This window comes from Streptomyces sp. NPDC107454 (genome assembly GCF_055582885.1).
The window spans coordinates 76126-92161 of sequence record NZ_JBVJPA010000011.1 but is presented as its reverse complement, the minus strand read 5'-3'; the positions used below and the strand labels follow the sequence as shown (position 1 = coordinate 92161).

Below are 16036 nucleotides of genomic sequence, written 5' to 3'. Positions count from 1 at the left end.
CCGTTACTCTGGGTTGTCCGCGAGGGATCTCGCCGCCCGGGCGCAGTGGGCGAGTGCCCGGCGCGCGTACTCCGGGGAAGCGCCCGCGAGTCCGCACGAGGGGGTGACCGTGACCGCCTCCGCGAGAAGACCCGGATGCAGCCCCAGCCTGCGCCACAGCGTCCTGACCCCCATGACGCTACCGGCAGGGTCTGACAATGGTCCGTCCGCGCCCGGCACGACACCGGCGAACAGCCGGGTGCCGCCCTCCACCGCCTCACCGATCGCATCGTCGTCACGCTCGGTGAGCAACGAGAAGTCGAACGAGATGGCGGCGGCCCCCGCCCTGCGCAGCAGCGCGAACGGTACGTCGGGTGCGCACGAGTGCACCACGACCGGGCCGTCGGTGTGCACCCCGACGACGTCCCGCAGCGTCGCCTCCACCCGTTGCCGGTCGACGGCACGGTGGGTGCGGTAGCCGCTGGCGGACTTCACCTGGCCGCGCAGCACCGCGATGAGCGAGGGCTCGTCGAGCTGCAGCACGATCTGGGCGCCGGGCACCCGCCGCCGTACCTCGTCGAGGTGCGTGCGCAGCCCCTCGGCGAGCGATCCGGCGAGGTCCCGGCAGGCGCCGAGGTCGGAGAGCGCCGCCTCGCCGCCCCGCAGCTCCAGCGCGGCGGCCAGCGTCCAGGGGCCCACGGCCTGTACCTTGAGCGGCCCCTCGTAGCCCTGGGTGAACTCCTCCAGCGCGTCGAGGTCTTCACCGAGCCAGGACCAGGCCCGCTTGGTGTCGCGCCCCGGCCGGTCCCCGATCCGCCAGCCGCTGGGCTCCACGCGCGCGTAGAGCTCGACCAGCATCCCGGCGGTCCGTCCGATCATGTCCGCGCCGGGGCCCCGGGCGGGCAGTTCGGGCAGGAACGGGAAGTCCTCGAAGGACCCGGTCACGGTCTTGGCGGCCTCGCGGGCGTCGCCGCCGGGCATGGATCCGACCCCGGTGGCAGGGCCCCAGGTGAAGCTCATCGTCCCGGCCGCACGGTCAGGTCGTTGACCTCCGCGTCGCGCGGCAGGTCGACGGCCATCAGGATCGTCGTCGCGACGGACTCCGGGTCGATCCACTTCGAGGCGTCGTACTCATTGCCCTCCTGCTGGTGGACCTTCGCCTGCATGGGGCTCGCCGTCCGGCCGGGGTAGACGGAGGTCACCCGGACGCCGTTCGCGTGCTCCTCGTGGCGCAGGGAGTCCGCGAGGGCCTTCAGGCCGTGCTTGGAGGCGGCGTACGCGGACCAGTCGGCGCCCGCGGCGAGGCCGGCGCCGGAGTTCACGAACACGACGTGGCCCTGGGCGACGCGGAGTTGCGGCAGGAAGTGGCGGGTCAGCTCGGCGGGGGCGATCAGGTTGACGTTGAGCTGGTGACGCCAGGACTTGGGGGTCAGCTCCCCGACGGGGCCGAGGTCGACGACGCCCGCGATGTGCAGGAGCGAGTCGACGCGCTCGGGCAGGGACTGGTGCGAGAACGCCCAGGAGAGCTTGTCCGGGTCCGCCAGATCGCCGACCAGGGTCCGGGCCCCGGGGAACTCGGCCGCCAGTTCCTTCGCGCGGCCCGCGTCGCGCGCGTGGAGCACGAGGTCGTCCCCGCGCGCGTGCAGACGGCGGGCGACGGCCGCGCCGATGCCGGAGCCCGCCCCGGTGATCACATGTGTAGCCATGGACGCCATGCTCGCATCACCGGGTGCCCACACTCTCCTCCAGGTAGGCCAGCGCGCCCACCGGCTCCTCGGCGAAGAACACCAGGTCGGTGAGCGGGCTCGGCAGGAAGCCCTCGGCCTCCATACGGCGGAACTGCTCCTTCAGGCCGTCGTAGAAGCCCGCGGTGTTGAGCAGGACGACCGGCTTCTCGGTCTTCCCGTGCTTCTTCAGTTCCAGGATCTCGGTCGCCTCGTCGAGGGTCCCGGTGCCGCCCACCATGATCACGACGGCGTCCGCCCTGGCCAGGAGCAGCGCCTTGCGCTCGGCGAGGTCCGAGGCGATCACCATCTCGTCGGCCCCCGCCCGCGCCGTCGCCGCCAGGAAGTCCACGGAGACGCCCAGCAGACGTCCGCCCGCCTCCTGCACCCCGTCGGCGACCACCTTCATCAGCCCGACGTCGGAGCCGCCCCACACCAGCGAGTGACCGCCCTTGCCGAGGAGCTCGGCGAACTCCCGGGCGGGACGGGTGTAGCGGTCGTCGAGGTCGGCGGCGGAGAGGAAGACGCAGATATTCATGTGCCTACGGTACGAGGGAAGAACCCGGGTCCCACGCGCGCTGTACGGGTATGGCCAATGGACACACGATCACGATCGAACAGGGCACGGAGCGGGTCCGCGTCGTACATGGCGACCAGGTGCTGGCGGAGAGCGACCGGCCCCTGGTGCTGCGCGAGACCGGCTGTCCCGTGCGCTACTACCTACCGGCCGAGGACGTCCGCCTCGACCTGCTGACGACCTCCGACACCCACACGCACTGCCCCTTCAAGGGCGACGCGTCCTACTGGTCCCTGCCCGACGCCCCCGACCTCGTCTGGTCCTACCCCGACCCCAAGCCGGACGTCGCCCGGATCAAGGACCACTTCTGCTTCTACGAAGTCGAAGTGGCCTAACCGACGAGTTCCTTACCCGGCAGCGGATCGGGCCACTTCGAACCGTACGACCGCGGAGCGGCGCGGCGCCCTACGTCATCTCGTCGGGCGGCGCGCCGGCCCTAGACGCCCGCCGTCGCGCGCGTGGTCGTCGCGATCGTCGCCGAGCCCACCACGCGCGTGCCGTCGTACAGGACGATCGCCTGGCCGGGGGCGACGCCGCGGACCGGCTCGGTGAACGTGACCTCGAGTTCGCCGTCGACCAGCTCGGCCGCGACCTCCGTCTCGCCTCCGTGGGCGCGGAGTTGGGCGGTGTAGGTGCCCGGGCCGGTGGGAGCGGCGCCGCACCAGCGGGGCTTGATGGCGCTCAGCCCGCTGACATCGAGGGATGCCGCAGGACCCACGGTCACCGTGTTGTTCACCGGCGAGATGTCCAGGACGTAGCGCGGCTTGCCGTCCGCGGCCGGGGTGCCGATGCGCAGCCCCTTGCGCTGCCCGATCGTGAAGCCGAACGCGCCCTCGTGGGAGCCGATGACCGACCCGGACTCGTCGACGATGTCGCCCTCCGCCTTGCCCAGGCGGTTCGCCAGGAAGCCCTGGGTGTCGCCGTCGGCGATGAAGCAGATGTCGTGCGAGTCGGGCTTCTTGGCGACGGCCAGGCCCCGGAGCTCCGCCTCCGCGCGGATCTCGTCCTTCGTCGTCACCGTGTCGCCCAGCGGGAACAGCGCGTGGGTGAGCTGGCGGTCGTCGAGGACACCGAGGACGTACGACTGGTCCTTGGCCATGTCCGAGGCCCGGTGCAGCTCGCGCGTGCCGTCCTCGTTCACGATCACCTTGGCGTAGTGGCCCGTGCAGACCGCGTCGAAGCCGAGCGCGAGCGCCTTGTCGAGCAGGGCCGCGAACTTGATCTTCTCGTTGCACCGCAGGCACGGGTTGGGGGTGCGCCCGGCCTCGTACTCGGCGATGAAGTCCTCGACCACGTCCTCGCGGAAGCGCTCGGCGAGGTCCCACACGTAGAACGGGATGCCGATGACGTCCGCGGCGCGGCGGGCGTCGCGCGAGTCCTCGATGGTGCAACAGCCTCGCGCGCCCGTGCGGAACGATTGCGGGTTCGCGGAGAGCGCGAGATGCACGCCCGTCACGTCGTGACCGGCTTCCGCCGCGCGGGCGGCGGCGACGGCGGAGTCCACGCCGCCGGACATGGCGGCGAGGACGCGGAGGGGGCGGGGGCGCTGCGAGGTCTCAGTCATAGCCCCTCCAGAGTACGGGGCCGCGGGAACCGAAGCCCGCGGGTATCCGTTGATGATCGCAGCGGGGACCGCTGACGGACGGGCGGGTACGGAGGACGGGGGCGGACGCCATGGGTGGAGCCGCGGAGAACACCGAGAACACAGGCGACTCGGGAACCACCGAAGCCACAGGAAGCGTGGGAACCAGGGAGATCGCAGCCGGCACAGGGAACACGGGAACCACAGAAGCCACAGGGGCTGTGGGCACCACGGGGATCACTGGAGCCGGGGAATCCACCGGAAGCAGCGGGGGCGGCGTGGGCGCGAGCGGGACCAAGGGACGTGCCCGCCGGGACCGTGACCGGCGGATCGGACGGCGGACGCTGCTGATCGGTGGCGCCGCGGCCGCCGTGGGCACGGCGGTGCTCGCACGCGGTGAGCTCGGCCACCTGTGGTGGCGGCTGCCCGGCGTCGAAAAGCCCCGGGTGGCGGGAGCCGTCGACTTCCGGGGCGCGCAGTGGGTGGCCGCCTCGTCGGCGAACTGGCGGCGGGCGGACCGGCCCGACGACTACGGGATAGACCGGGTCGTCATCCACGTCACCCAGGGCAGCTACCGAAGCGCCGTGAAGGTCTTCCAGGACCCGGCACACGGCGCCGCCGCGCACTACATCGTGCGCAAGGACGGACACATCACACAGATGATCCGCGAGCTGGACGTGGCCTTCCACGCGGGCAACCGGGGGTACAACGAGCGGAGCGTCGGCATCGAGCACGAGGGCTTCGTGGAGCGCGCCTCGTCGTTCACGGACGCCATGTACGCGGCCTCGGCGCGGCTGACGGCCGCGATCTGCGGGCGGTACGGCATTCCCGTCGACCGTGCGCACATCATCGGACACGTCGAGGTGCCGGGCACCGACCACACGGACCCCGGGCGGTACTGGGACTGGGACCGGTACATACGGCTCGTACGGCAGGCCCGCACCGCGGCGGAGCCGACGCGCACAGCCGGGGCGTAGCCGACGGAGAGCGCTTTCGATGCGCGCTCACAGACAGCGGCGCACAGGACTCAAGTCACCTAATCGTGATGCTGTGAGGCACCGGCGGGACGGGCCTGTCCGTTGCGTCCCGTGTCGCCGATGTGACCAGCGACACGTCAACGCTCGCTGTTTCCACGGGAGTTGATCCTGACTTTGAGTCATCGGATTTCACAGCGACGACGGCGTTCTCCTAACTCCGGCCCAGTCTTTACATAGCCCTTAGGCCGAGAGTCCACCGCTATGACTCACACCACGGGCAACACCCCGCGCAAGACCACGGGCAAGGGCATGCACCGCCGCAAGTTCCTCGGCGGGATGGCCGGAGCGGGCATCGCGGCGGTGACCGCCGGCGGCACGGCCATCGCCTTACTGACGAACGCGACGCAGAACAAGGCGCACGCCGCGGGCACCACGCTGACCATCCCCGACCTCCTGGAGGGGACCACCACGGACGGCACCACGACGTACACCCTGGAGGCGAAGACCGGCACCAGCGAGGTGCTCAGCGGAGTGACCAGCACGACCGCGGGCTACAACCAGTCGTTCCTCGGCCCCACCATGAAGTGGACCTCGGGCGACACCGTCCTGCTGAACATCACCAACAGCCTCACCGAGGACACCACCGTCCACTTCCACGGCGCGCACGTCCCGCCCAGCATGGACGGCGGCCCGCAGAACGCCTTCACCGCGGGGAAGACCTGGTCGCCCACCTTCACGGTCAAGGACGAGGCGAAGACGCTCTGGTACCACCCGCACGCCCTGGGCACCACGGCGGAGCAGGCCACCCACGGCCTCGCGGGCATGATCATCGTCGAGGACGACTCGGACGCGTCCGCGGCCCTGCCGAGCACCTACGGCACCGACGACATCCCGATCATCCTGCAGTGTCTGGCCACGGACAGCGCGGGAGACATCAAGTACAACCTGAGCGGCTACCTCGGCAACGGTCTCAGCTTCCCGCTGCTGTGCAACGGCACGAACGTCGACGACACCACTCTCTCCTTCACCGCCACCAAGAAGCGCACTCGCTTCCGGCTGCTCAACGCCTCGCCGTCCGACATCCTCACCATCCAGCGCAGCGACGGCGCGACGCTCACCCAGATCGCCACCGACCAGGGCTATCTGACCGAGGCCACCGAGGTGGCGTCGATCCGGCTGGTGGCGGGCGCGCGGGCCGAGTTCGTCATGGAGCTCAGCGACGCGGTGACGTTGGAGGCGGTGGTGACGACGGGATGGGTGCGCGGCGGCAGCGGGACGTACGAGTTCCTGACCGTCACCCCCGACACCTCGGACACCCCGGAGACCCTGCCGACCCTCAACACCATCACCCGCTACGACACCAGTGACTTCACCGCCCGGACGATCACGCTCGGCCAGAGCGGCACGACGATGACGATCAACGGCTCCGCCGGGACGAGCATGTCCTCGATGGCCATGATCAGCACCACCCTGGGTGCCGAGGAGGTGTGGACGGTCAAGAACAGCACGCAGCTTGAACACTCGTTCCATCTGCATGATGTGCCGTTCCAGCTGATCTCCATCAACGGGGACGATCCGACGGGCGTCCAGCTGGGCTGGTACGACACGTTCGAGGTGGTGGGCGGCGGCTCCATCGAGATCGCGATGAAGTTCACCGACTTCTCGGACGACACCTATATGTACATGCTCCACTGCCATCTGCTGCAACACGAGGACGAGGGCATGATGGCCTCCCTCATGGTGACGGACAGCTAGGACGACAGCCGGCGCGAGGTGAGCGAGCGCGGTGGTGTCAGGTCAGGCCTGCCGTCCGTGCCCGCTCCACCGCCGGGCCGATCGCCTTGGCCACGGCCTCGACGTCCGCCTCCGTGGAGGTGTGGCCGAGGGAGAAGCGCAGGGTGCCGCGGGCCAGGTCGGGGTCGGCGCCGGTGGCCAGCAGGACATGGCTGGGCTGGGCGACGCCCGCCGTGCACGCGGAGCCCGTGGAGCACTCGATGCCCTGGGCGTCCAGCAGAAGCAGCAGGGAGTCGCCCTCGCAGCCCGGGAACGTGAAGTGCGCGTTGGCGGGCAGCCGGCCGCCGGCCGTGGGGTCACCGCCGAGGATCGCGTCGGGCACGGCGGCGCGTACGGCGTCGACCAGGTCGTCGCGCAGGGCACCGATCTCGCGGGCGAACCACTCGCGCTGCTCGGCGGCGAGCCTCCCGGCGACCGCGAACGAGGCGATGGCGGGTACGTCGAGGGTGCCGGAGCGCACATGCCGCTCCTGGCCACCGCCGTGCAGCACGGGTACGGGCGTGTACTCGCGGCCCAGCAACAGGGCGCCGATGCCGTACGGACCGCCGATCTTGTGGCCGGAGACGGTCATCGCGGCGAGGCCGGAGGCGGTGAAGTCGACGGGCACCTGGCCGAAGGCCTGGACCGCGTCGGCGTGCAGCGGGATCCCGAACTCCGCCGTGACGTCGGCCAGTTCGCGGACCGCCATCACCGTGCCGATCTCGTTGTTGGCCCACATGACGGTGACGAGGGCGACATCGTCGGGGTTTCGGGAGATGGCCTCGCGCAGGACGTCCGGCTGGACGCGGCCGTAGGAGTCGACGGGCAGGTACTCGACCGTCGCGCCCTCGTGTTCGCCGAGCCAGTGAACGGCGTCGAGGACGGCGTGGTGTTCGACCGGGCTCGCGAGGACCCGGGTGCGGGCCGGATCGGCGTCGCGGCGGGCCCAGTACAGGCCCTTCACGGCGAGGTTGTCGGCCTCGGTGCCGCCGGAGGTGAAGACGACCTCGCTGGGGCGGGCGCCGAGGGCCTCCGCCAGGGTTTCCCGGGCTTCCTCGACCGTCCGCCGGGCGCGGCGGCCGGCGGCGTGGAGGGAGGAGGCGTTGCCCGTGACGCTCAGCTGGGCGGTCAGCGCCTCTACCGCCTCGGGAAGCATCGGTGTGGTCGCGGCGTGGTCGAGGTAAGCCATGATGGGCCCGATTCTACGGGCCGCCCGTCCGCGTCCTCGGCCCCCGTCCGGGTAGCCGCCCGTCCGCTCCTCGTTCCGCCGTGGAGCGAACGCCTCGTTCGGCGGCGGCTCAGAAGTTCCAGGACACCGTGCTGTCGAACTGCATGAACGCCACCAGCACCAGCAGATCGGCGATGCCGAGGCCCAGGCCGAGGAAGGCGCGGCCACGGCGGGCGGTGCCGCGCCAGAGGGCGACGGAGGCCAGGGCGATGGCGATCGGGCCCAGGAAGACGTTCAGGACCAGCAGGCCGAGGAGGCCGAGGATGAAGGAGGCGACGGCCATGCCGTCGGCGTCCTTGGCGCCGGTCGCGCGGGTGGGCGCGTCGGGCGCGGTCGCGGTGGGCTTGGCCGCGGTGGGCTTCGTCGCGGTGGGCTTCGTCGCGGTGGTGAGGTGGGTTCGCTCGGTGAGTTCCATGACGTGAATCAGCTCCCAACGATCAGTTGGTGGAGGTGTGGCGCCGACGGGCGTTGCGCTCGCGGACCGCGAAGACGGCCAGCCAGACGCCGATGACGACCGCGGCGACGAGGGTGACGGGCAGCGGGGCGTGGGCTACGGAGCCCATCACGACACCCAGCAGCAGGAGGGCGGCGACGAGGAACAGCATGAGGTGCCTCTCGACAGTGAACCCCGATTGTTTCGGGGACTTGACGACTCAGTGAACGGTTGTAGTAACAGTTGTTCACTGACTCCAGAGTCTAGCGTGTCGCCCGGCTTTTCAATTACAGAGAACAGTTGTTAACTGCATGGCATGAGTCACACTCTCGGCATCCGGCAGGCCCAGAAGCAGAAGACCCGTCAGGCGCTCCTGGACGCGGCGTTGGAACTGCTGGAGGAGCAGAGCCTGAGCAGCCTGGGTCTGCGCGAGGTCACCCGCGCCGTCGGAGTCGCCCCGACCGCCTTCTACCGGCACTTCCGCTCGACGGAGGACCTCGGCGTGGCGCTGGTCGAGGAGGCGCTCGGCAGTCTGCACCCGATGATCGGGGACACGGTCTCCGCGGCCGGCGACAGCGCCGGGCGCATCGAGCGCGCGGTCGACCTGATCGCCCACCATGTCGAATCCCACCCCGCGCACGTCCGTTTCATCGCGCGCGAGCGGCACGGCGGCGTCCAGCGGGTGCGGCAGGCGATCAGGGAGCAACTGGAGCGGTTCGCCGAGGAGGTGAAGGTCGAGCTGGCCAAGCACCCCGAGTCGGAGGGGTGGAGCGACGACGACCTGCTGATGCTCGCGGGGCTGTATGTCGACCAGATGCTCATGACGGCCTCGCTCTATCTGGAGGCTCTGGAGGCGTCCGAGAAGGAGCGGGAGCGGGTGACCCGTGTCGCGACCTGCCAGATGCGGCTGATCGCCATCGGCCGCCGCAACTGGCTGGGGTGACGCACCCGAGTACCGAGTACGTCACCCCTGAGAGAACCGGGACGGGCTCAGCCCTGTGCCGCCTGCCCGCTGGGCTGCCCGCTCGGCTGCCCCCCGCCGCCGGGGCCGCCGCCGCAGCCGCCCTGGCCGTTGCCCTGACCGCCCCCTTGGCCGCCGCCCGGACCGCCGGACGGCATGCCCGAGGGACCGCCGGAGGGCATCTTGCCGGTGGGCATGTTCGACGGTGTCCCGGAGGGCGAGCCCGTGGGCATCCCGGAGCGCCCGCCGCTCGGCATGCCCGACGGGCCTCCGCTCGGCATGCCCGAGGGCCGCTGACAGTTCTGGCTCGAGTTGCCGCTGTTCGAGGACGACGAGTCGCCCGAGCCGCAGGCCGCCAGCAACGGCGAGAGCGCCAGCAGGGCCACGGCGGGGACGAGTCGGGCACGACGGTTCATGAGGTAACTCCCAGTCAAGTCACGTGGACCGGTTGATGAAGGCCGGATGAGTGCGGGATGAGCGGTGGACAGAGGATCAGATCCACGTAGGGCCGCGCTGTGCCGAACCTGTGGTTACCTGTGGGTCAACTTCCCTCGTGCGGGGCGCGGTCCCCGCCGTAGACGACACCGATCGCGGCCGCCGCCCCGGCCAGTTCCGCCCGCGCCTCCGGCGGCGACAGCACCTCCACCGTGTCCACGAAGGCCAGCAGCGTGCGGGCCTCGCGGACGACGCCGTACGACAGGTGCACGAGGACCCACTCGCTCTCGCCGTCGTCCTCCGGAAGCGCCGTGAGGGAGGCCGCGTTGAGCCTGAGGAACATGTCGAGGCGGGAACGCCGTACCCGAACTGTGACATCGACACCGCCCGGCCGCTCCTCGACCTGGCGCCGCAACACCTCCCAGACGTCACCGAGTTCGACGCCCGGACGCCGCTTCACGGGGTCGCCCAGGAGTGCCGCCGAGTGCACCCGGTCGGCCCGGAACAGCCGTGGCCGGCCGCGCCGGTCGGCCACGAGGTACCAGACGCCCGCCTTGGACACGAGCCCGTACGGGTCGACGGTGCAGGTGCTGGGCTCGGTGTGCCCGCTGTGCCGGTAGCTGAGCCGCAGCCTGCGGTCGGCGAAGACCGCGTCCTGGAGCACCTCCAGGTCCACGGCCCGCTGGGGGCCGCCCTTCCAGCGCGTCGCGTCGACGAGGATCCGGCGGCTGGCCACCTCGGCGGCCGGACGGTGCGGCGCCGGCAGCGCCGCCATCACCTTGCGCAGCGCGGAGCCGAGCGCCGCGTCCAGGCCGAGCGCGGCGTGCGCGCCCTGCGCGGCCAGGATGAACAGCGCGCGGGACTCGTCGGCGGTCAGTCCCGTGACGTCCGTACGGAATCCGGCGAGCAGTTCGATGCCGCCGTGCCGCCCGCGCTCGGCGTACACCGGGACGCCGGAGGCCGAGAGTGCCTCGATGTCGCGGTAGATGGTGCGCACCGACACCTCGAGCCGGTCGGCGAGTTCATGGGCGGGGACGCGGCCGCGGGTCTGCAGCAGCAGAAGGATCGAGAGCAGGCGGTCGGACTTCACGCGCACCAGGATCGCGCACCGCGGATCACGTCCGCCGACGCCCGCGGACGCTCGCCCGAAGCCCGTCGTAAATGCTGACGGAAACTGTCAGGTTATCCGGCGAACCTGAGGCGCAGCGGCAGGACAACGCAATGCCGATATCCGACCGCGCCACACGACACCGACACACCTACGCGACAGAGGTCCGCCATGAACATCGACCCCCGCCCCCTCTACACCCGCGCCACCGGGCAGACCGCCGCCCTGGTCGCGACGGTTCGCCCGGAGCAGCTCGCCGGTCCCACCCCGTGCGCCGAGTTCGACGTACGGACCCTGCTGTCGCACATCGCGGGCGGTACCCGCCGGATCGCCGTGGTCGGCGCGGGCGGTGACGGAATGGCCGTACGACCGTTCCTCGACGGCGTCGAGGACGACCACTGGAGCGCGGCGTACGACGAGGTCAGGGCGGAGGCCCAGAAGTCCTGGGCGGACGACGCGCGCCTGGACGCCCTCGTCACCGTGCCGTGGGGCGAGGTCCCCGGACGTCTCGCCCTGGCCGGCTATGTGATGGAGACCGTCACCCACACGTGGGATCTCTCCGAGTCTCTGGGCCGACCGCTCGCACTCGATCCGGAGCCGGCCGAGTTCGCGCTCGAGATCGCCCGGCGCGTGCTGCCGGACGAACAGCGCGACGACGAGGAACTGCCGTTCGACTCGGCGGTGCCGACCCCCGAAGGGGCCGACGCCTATGGACGGCTCGCGGCCTACCTGGGCCGGCGACCGCTCAGCTGAGCCGGACCCGGGCGAGCTGTCGGGACTGCGCGACCAGTCGGTCCGCGCTGTCCCACACCTCGGCGTCCTCCTCCAGGAAACCGCCGGCGAGGTTGCGGGTGGTGATCGACACCCGCAGCGGGCCCGGCGCCGGACGGCAGCGCACATGGACCGTCAGTTCGACCGTCGGCACCCAGCCGGAGATGCCGAGCTCGAAGGCCGTGGGCGGCAGCGCGTCCACCGCGAGGAGCAGCGAGAGCGGGTCGGGGTCACGGCCGTCGGCGAGCCCGAACCAGGAGCGCATCTCGCCCTTCCCGGACGGCGCCCCCAGGGCCCAGCCGAGGGTCGCGGGGTCGAGCTTGAGCATCAGCCGCTCGGTGATGGCGGAGCTGCCGTCGACCGGCGCCGGTCCGTCCTCCGGCCCGAAGCAGTGCTCCATGGGCGGGATCGCGGGAGGTGTCGCCGTGGTACGGACATCGTCGGGCAGGGCGTCGAGATCGCCGTACGAGGCGAGTACGCGAATCCGTTCGACCTCGCGGCCCTCGTCGTCGTACTGGAACAGCGAGGCCTGACCGGTCGACAGGGTCCGCCCCGTCCGGACGACGTCCGTTCGGACCACCGCCGGGCCGGGTTGCGACGCGGTCAGATAGTGAGCGGAGACGGTGAACGGGTCGCTGTGCGGCAGCGCGTCGGAGAGGGCGCGGCCCAGGACGGCGAGCAGATATCCGCCGTTGACGGCGCTGATGATGGTCCATCCGGCGGACAGGTCGATGTCGTAGACGCCGGGTTCGCGCAGGGTGACCGCGGTGTCGCGGTCGAACTCGCTGTCACCGATCGCGGCACGCGCGGCCTGTGCGGTAGCTGCTTCTGACATGCCTGAACGGTACAACAGGTAATTACTAAGCGGTAGCTTTTTCTGTTTCGGGCATGTGAACCCCGTCACCCGAGAGTGAGGTTTCGGCAATTTCTTAGTAAGTGTCCGAACTCTTCCGTGAACCAACGGCATCGGATGCCCCTCTCCAAGGACATAGAACCCGATGCAGCTGCAGACCGTTGATCCGGCCCGTCACAGGAAGACCGCACCCATCGTGAGCCTCACCGGAACGTCGTTCCTCCTCACCACGATCATCCTGGTCGCGGTCGCCCTGATCCTGCCCCTCGTGCTGTGGTCACGCATTCCCGGCCCCGCGTTGGTACGCAGCGCGGCCCGGATGGTGATGCTGCTGTTCGCCCAGGGCACCGCGATCGCCCTCGTCTTCGTGCTCGTGAACAACGCCAACAGCCTGTACGACAATTGGGCCGACCTGCTCGGCACGGGCAACCACGTGCGGGCGGCCGCCAACCTCGGCCGTGACGGCACCGGCGGCATCTCGCTGCGCCAGCTCCCCAAGGTCCGCCAGACGTTCTCGGCGGCCGACGGCCCCGGCATGTCCCAGGCCGGCGGGGTGAAGGTCACCCAGCTGCACGGCCAGGTGTCGGGCGTGGACGCGGAGGTCTACGTCTGGCTGCCGCCGCAGTACAACGAGCCCGCCTACCGCAACCGGAAGTTCCCCGTCGTGGAGCTGCTGCCCGGCTATCCGGGCTCGGCGAAGGCGTGGTTCGGTTCGCTGAAGGTGCATGAGCAGTTGCTGCCGCTGATGCGCGACGGGCAGGTCGCGCCGTTCATCCTGGTGGCGCCGCGCACGAATCTGCTGGCCAAGACCGACACCGGTTGCGCGAACGTGCCCGGCAAGGTGAACGCCGACACCTGGCTCAGCATCGACGTGCCGAAGATGGTGATGGACAACTTCCGGGCGAAGTCCGCGCCGGACGGCTGGGGCGTGGCCGGCTACTCGGCCGGGGCGCACTGCGCGGCCAAGCTCGCCGTCGCTCACCCCGACCGCTACCGGGCCGCGGTGAGCATGTCCGGGTACAACGACCCGATCGGCGAACGCAATTCGCTCGCGGCGCGAAGCCTGACGCTGCGCCGGGAGAACAATCCCTACCTGCTGCTCAAGTCCTACCGCACGCCGCCCCGCATCTCCCTCTACGTCTCCGGCGAGACGCACGACGGCTACGAGGCCGGCGCGGCGCTCCAGTCGATCGCGAAGGCACCGACGAGCGTGCAGGTGGTGCTGCTGCCGCGGAGCGCGGGCGGGCACAACATGGCCCTGTGGCGGCCGCAGATCCCGGAGACCTTCCGTTGGCTGACCCTCCAGATCGGGCCGGGGGCGCACGCTAAGGAGTCTCCGACTCCGTCGCCGTCGAACGGCGGTGCCAAGCACGCGGCGCTCGCCAGTGGTACCGCATCGCAAGCAGCCGCAGGACGAAAGCGGTGACGGCCGCGACCCCGCTGGTGAACGGGGACAGCGCGTCGTAGCGGATGCACAGGACCACCATCGTGGCGCCGACGATCGCCGGGACCGCGTACAGATCGCGGTCCCAGCGCAGCAGTGAGGGCACCTCGTTGGCGAGGACGTCGCGCAGCACACCGCCGCCGACCGCGGTGGCCAGGCCCAGGGCGGCGGACGGGGTCAGGCCGAGGCCGTACTCGTACGCCTTCGTGGTGCCCGCGACGCAGAACAGGCCGAGTCCGGCCGCGTCGAAGACGTTGACCGCGACCTGGATGCGCTCCACCTCCGGGTGGAGGAAGAACACCAGCAGCGCGGCGAGCAGCGGGGTGCTGAAGTAGCCGAGGTCGGTGAACGCGGCCGGGGGTACGGCCCCGATGACCATGTCGCGGAACAGCCCTCCGCCCAGTGCGGTGACCTCGGCGAGGACGGCGATGCCGAAGACGTCGAAGTTCTTGCGGACGGCCAGCAGGGCGCCGGAGATCGCGAAGACGAAGATCCCCACGAGGTCGAGCACATGCTGGACGGAGGGGGTGAACAGTTCCTGAAGCACCCGGACATTCTCACCCGTCGCGGGGCTCACACCTTACAAAGAAAGGCCTACAGGGTTGGTTTCCCTGTGGTGAACAGCCAGGTCTGGAAGAGGTCGTCGAGCGGTCGTCCCGAGATCCTCTCGGCGAGGTGGATGAAGTCGGCGGTGTCGGCGTTGCCGTACTTGTGGAGCTTCGTCCAGGCGGGCAGCAGTTTGAAGAACGCGGTGTCGCCGATGCGCTCACGCAGCATCTGGAGGGTCATCGCGCCGCGCTGGTAGACCGCCGAGGCGAACATGGTGTCGCGCTGCGGGTCGGCGACCACGGTCCCCCAGAAGGCGGAGTCCGCGGGCCGCGCGTTGTACCCGGCGAGGAAGGAGTCGTGCGCCGAGCGGATCCCCTTATGCTCGGACCACAGCCACTGGGCGTAGGTCGCGAAGCCCTCGTTCAGCCAGATGTCCTTCCAGCGTTCCACCGACACGGAGTCGCCGAACCACTGGTGGGCCAGCTCGTGCACGATGGTCGACTCCGAGCGCACGGCGGAGTACGCGGGCTTCGACTGCACCTCCAGCGAGAACCCCGCCTGCGGCATGTCGTCGACGATGGCGCCGGTCTCCTCGAAGGGGTAGGGGCCGAAGACCTGCGACCAGTAGTCGGTGGCCTCGGCCGTCACCGCGTACACGTCGACGCTGTTGCTGCCCGCGAGCACCGGGTCGATGGCCACGTAGATCGGCGTTCCGGCCGGGGTCGTCCCCGTCTTCACGTCGAATTTCCCGATGGTAGCGGTCGCGAGGTAGGTCGCCATCGGCCTGCTCTCGCGCCAGTGCGCGACCGTGCTGCCGCCCTTGTCGTACGTCGAGATCAGCCGCCCGTTGGAGACGCCCGTCAGGCCCTTGGGTGCCTTGATCCGGATGTCGTAGGTGGCCTTGTCGGAGGGGTGGTCGCTGGAAGGGAACCAGGTGGAGGCGGCGTTGGGCTCACAGGCGACGAAGACTCCGTCGGCGGTCTTCATCCACCCGTAGTCGGAGCCGAAGACGATGGGACCGTTGAGGGCCTCGGGGACGCCGCCGTAGGTGACCGTGACGGTGAAGGTCCTGCCCTTGCGGATCGCCCCGTGCGGGGTGATGTGGATCTCGTCGCCGTCGCGGGTGAAGTCGGCGCGTCTGCCGTTCACTTCGACGCGCGTGACCTCCAGTCTCTGGAGGTCGAGGTCGAAGGAGGAGAGGGACTGGGTGGCGCGGGCCGTGAGCGTCGTACGGCCGTCCAGACGGTCGGTGTCCGGGTTGTACGCCACGTTCAGGTCGTAGTGGCGGGCGTCGAAGCCGCCGTTGCCGAGCTGGGGGAAGTAGGAGTCGCCGATGCCGTCGGCGCCCGGGGTCGGGGCGGGGGAGGCGGCGATGACGAGGAAGGAGGCCGCCGCGGTCGCGAGGGCCCCTAAACGTGCCGAACGGGAGAGTGCCATGAGCGTCCCTTTCGTACGTGTTCCGATCGTTCCCGATCAGTTGGACACGCGAGACTCTGCACTCTTCCATTCGGGCATGCTCATGACTTTGCCCAATCGTCATGGCCTACCGGTCGGTTGACTCCTGACGATCGGCTTCCGGTCTCCCCCGAACGCGCGGAAACGGTCCGCCATTTGACCGTACGAAGACCCCGGCAATTCCGAG

Annotated in this window: 18 protein-coding genes; 6 read left to right on the top strand and 12 right to left on the bottom strand. The window is 70.3% G+C overall.

Annotated elements, in window-relative coordinates; translation table 11 throughout:
* Positions 1 to 3: 3 nt before the first annotated feature.
* Genes ACZ69M_RS27890 through ACZ69M_RS27880 form a run of 3 tightly spaced genes read right to left on the bottom strand, consistent with a single transcriptional unit; the run spans position 4 to position 2241 of the window.
* A complete protein-coding gene (locus ACZ69M_RS27890; protein WP_470054019.1) occupies positions 4 to 999 on the bottom strand; it encodes a methionine synthase in 996 nt (331 codons plus the stop codon).
* Positions 996 to 1694, bottom strand: a complete 699-nt coding sequence (locus ACZ69M_RS27885) for an SDR family oxidoreductase (protein ID WP_470054017.1) — start codon at positions 1692 to 1694, stop codon at positions 996 to 998. Before ACZ69M_RS27885 ends, ACZ69M_RS27890 begins: the two co-directional genes overlap by 4 nt.
* Positions 1695 to 1701: 7 nt before the next feature.
* Entirely contained in the window at positions 1702 to 2241 is a 540-nt protein-coding gene (locus ACZ69M_RS27880) for an LOG family protein (RefSeq protein WP_470054015.1), read from the bottom strand.
* A gap of 50 nt (positions 2242 to 2291) precedes the next feature.
* Between ACZ69M_RS27880 and ACZ69M_RS27875 the strand changes: the two genes are divergently transcribed.
* The gene (locus tag ACZ69M_RS27875; protein ID WP_060901251.1) at positions 2292 to 2615 is read left to right on the top strand and encodes a DUF427 domain-containing protein; all 324 of its coding nucleotides are present in this window, start codon (positions 2292 to 2294) and stop codon (positions 2613 to 2615) included.
* Between the two features lie 101 nt (positions 2616 to 2716).
* Here the strand turns inward: ACZ69M_RS27875 and mnmA are convergent, their stop codons facing one another.
* Positions 2717 to 3844, bottom strand: a complete 1128-nt coding sequence (mnmA, locus tag ACZ69M_RS27870; protein ID WP_470054013.1) for a tRNA 2-thiouridine(34) synthase MnmA — start codon at positions 3842 to 3844, stop codon at positions 2717 to 2719.
* A gap of 296 nt (positions 3845 to 4140) precedes the next feature.
* On the opposite strand from mnmA, the gene ACZ69M_RS27865 reads away from it, so the two are divergent.
* Positions 4141 to 4839, top strand: coding sequence for an N-acetylmuramoyl-L-alanine amidase (locus ACZ69M_RS27865; protein WP_470054011.1), 699 nt, complete (start codon positions 4141 to 4143; stop codon positions 4837 to 4839).
* A gap of 261 nt (positions 4840 to 5100) precedes the next feature.
* On the top strand, positions 5101 to 6594 hold the full coding sequence (locus tag ACZ69M_RS27860) for a multicopper oxidase family protein (RefSeq protein ID WP_470054009.1): 1494 nt from the start codon (positions 5101 to 5103) through the stop codon (positions 6592 to 6594).
* A gap of 37 nt (positions 6595 to 6631) precedes the next feature.
* Here ACZ69M_RS27860 and ACZ69M_RS27855 read toward each other — a convergent pair whose 3' ends face one another.
* The 3 genes from ACZ69M_RS27855 to ACZ69M_RS27845 all read right to left on the bottom strand — a co-directional run bounded on the left by ACZ69M_RS27855 (position 6632) and on the right by ACZ69M_RS27845 (position 8445).
* A complete protein-coding gene (locus ACZ69M_RS27855; protein ID WP_470054007.1) occupies positions 6632 to 7801 on the bottom strand; it encodes a cysteine desulfurase family protein in 1170 nt (389 codons plus the stop codon).
* Positions 7802 to 7910: 109 nt separating this feature from the next.
* Positions 7911 to 8123, bottom strand: a complete 213-nt coding sequence (locus tag ACZ69M_RS27850) for a hypothetical protein (RefSeq protein WP_054234680.1) — start codon at positions 8121 to 8123, stop codon at positions 7911 to 7913.
* A 154-nt stretch (positions 8124 to 8277) separates the two neighbouring features.
* The gene (locus ACZ69M_RS27845; protein WP_095852481.1) at positions 8278 to 8445 is read right to left on the bottom strand and encodes a hypothetical protein; all 168 of its coding nucleotides are present in this window, start codon (positions 8443 to 8445) and stop codon (positions 8278 to 8280) included.
* A 144-nt stretch (positions 8446 to 8589) separates the two neighbouring features.
* On the opposite strand from ACZ69M_RS27845, the gene ACZ69M_RS27840 reads away from it, so the two are divergent.
* Positions 8590 to 9216 carry a TetR family transcriptional regulator gene (locus tag ACZ69M_RS27840; protein WP_470054005.1) on the top strand — a complete coding sequence of 209 codons (627 nt, stop codon included), beginning with the start codon at positions 8590 to 8592 and terminating at the stop codon, positions 9214 to 9216.
* Positions 9217 to 9263: 47 nt separating this feature from the next.
* On the opposite strand, the gene ACZ69M_RS27835 is transcribed toward ACZ69M_RS27840, so the two are convergent.
* On the bottom strand, positions 9264 to 9650 hold the full coding sequence (locus ACZ69M_RS27835) for a hypothetical protein (RefSeq protein WP_352049337.1): 387 nt from the start codon (positions 9648 to 9650) through the stop codon (positions 9264 to 9266).
* Between the two features lie 125 nt (positions 9651 to 9775).
* Positions 9776 to 10759 (bottom strand): helix-turn-helix transcriptional regulator, encoded by a 984-nt coding sequence (locus ACZ69M_RS27830; protein WP_470054003.1) that lies wholly within the window; start codon positions 10757 to 10759, stop codon positions 9776 to 9778.
* 189 nt (positions 10760 to 10948) lie between these two features.
* Here ACZ69M_RS27830 and ACZ69M_RS27825 point away from each other — a divergent pair, with 189 nt between their 5' ends.
* Positions 10949 to 11530 (top strand): TIGR03086 family metal-binding protein, encoded by a 582-nt coding sequence (locus ACZ69M_RS27825; protein WP_470054001.1) that lies wholly within the window; start codon positions 10949 to 10951, stop codon positions 11528 to 11530.
* On the opposite strand, the gene ACZ69M_RS27820 is transcribed toward ACZ69M_RS27825, so the two are convergent.
* Entirely contained in the window at positions 11523 to 12383 is an 861-nt protein-coding gene (locus ACZ69M_RS27820; RefSeq protein WP_054234599.1) for a thioesterase family protein, read from the bottom strand. The genes ACZ69M_RS27825 and ACZ69M_RS27820 overlap by 8 nt on opposite strands.
* Before the next feature lie 214 nt (positions 12384 to 12597).
* Here ACZ69M_RS27820 and ACZ69M_RS27815 point away from each other — a divergent pair, with 214 nt between their 5' ends.
* Positions 12598 to 13827 carry an alpha/beta hydrolase gene (locus ACZ69M_RS27815; RefSeq protein WP_470054402.1) on the top strand — a complete coding sequence of 410 codons (1230 nt, stop codon included), beginning with the start codon at positions 12598 to 12600 and terminating at the stop codon, positions 13825 to 13827.
* Here the strand turns inward: ACZ69M_RS27815 and ACZ69M_RS27810 are convergent.
* Together ACZ69M_RS27810 and ACZ69M_RS27805 are read right to left on the bottom strand one after the other, a co-directional pair.
* Positions 13727 to 14392, bottom strand: a complete 666-nt coding sequence (locus ACZ69M_RS27810; protein WP_352049333.1) for a trimeric intracellular cation channel family protein — start codon at positions 14390 to 14392, stop codon at positions 13727 to 13729. The two genes, ACZ69M_RS27815 and ACZ69M_RS27810, sit on opposite strands and share 101 nt — an antisense overlap.
* Positions 14393 to 14439: 47 nt before the next feature.
* A complete protein-coding gene (locus tag ACZ69M_RS27805) occupies positions 14440 to 15831 on the bottom strand; it encodes a M1 family metallopeptidase (RefSeq protein ID WP_470053999.1) in 1392 nt (463 codons plus the stop codon).
* Positions 15832 to 16036 lie beyond the last annotated feature (205 nt).